The organism is Vibrio sp. 10N.222.55.B11 (genome assembly GCF_041473705.1).
In the GTDB taxonomy this organism is placed as follows: domain Bacteria; phylum Pseudomonadota; class Gammaproteobacteria; order Enterobacterales; family Vibrionaceae; genus Vibrio; species Vibrio crassostreae_C.
Genome location: NZ_JBFRST010000027.1, coordinates 1 through 660, shown reverse-complemented (window position 1 = coordinate 660; position 660 = coordinate 1). Strand labels below are relative to the sequence as shown.

Sequence of the window (660 nt, the reverse complement as noted above, 5' to 3'; positions counted from 1 at the left end):
GTGTTCAACGGCACGACCTTGCTGGGTGAAGCGGTTAAAGTTGAGGGCGTGTGGACCTTCACGGCGACAGACGGTCAGCTGACAGAAGGTGCGAACAGCATCACGGTGAAAGCGACGGACGATGCGGGTAATAGCGACACATCAGACGCACTCGCAGTGACCATCGATACCGACGCGGCGGCGACCATCACAATCGATGATGATATCGCAGGCGACGACATCGTGAACGCAGCGGAAGCGGCTGGTGACGTGACCATTACGGGTACCGTGGGTGGCGACGCGAAAGAAGGTGATACGGTGACGTTGACGGTGAACGGCAACTCAACCGATTACACAGGCACGGTGAAAGCGGATGGCACTTACAGCATCAATGTACCGGGCAGCGAGTTAGTTGCGGATGCGGACAGCACCATCGTGGCGAGCGTGAGTGGCACCGATGAAGCGGGCAACCCGTTCACGGCGACGACCGAAACCAGCGGAGACAACAAAGACGGTGGTTACGAGGTTGATACGGGTATCAGCAAACCGACCATCGATCTGGTTGCGTCGAGCGACAGCGGCAAAGAAGACGCTCACGGCAGCGACACAGACAACCTGACCAACGATACGACGCCAACCTTCACGTTCGGCAACATCGATGATGATGTTGAGAAAGTGGAA

The 660-nt window shown here is 57.3% G+C and carries 1 protein-coding gene; it reads left to right on the top strand.

What is annotated here, in order from left to right; all coding sequences use genetic code 11:
* The coding region (locus AB4503_RS10570; protein WP_372114557.1) for an Ig-like domain-containing protein at window positions 1-660 on the top strand (660 nt) is incomplete at both ends.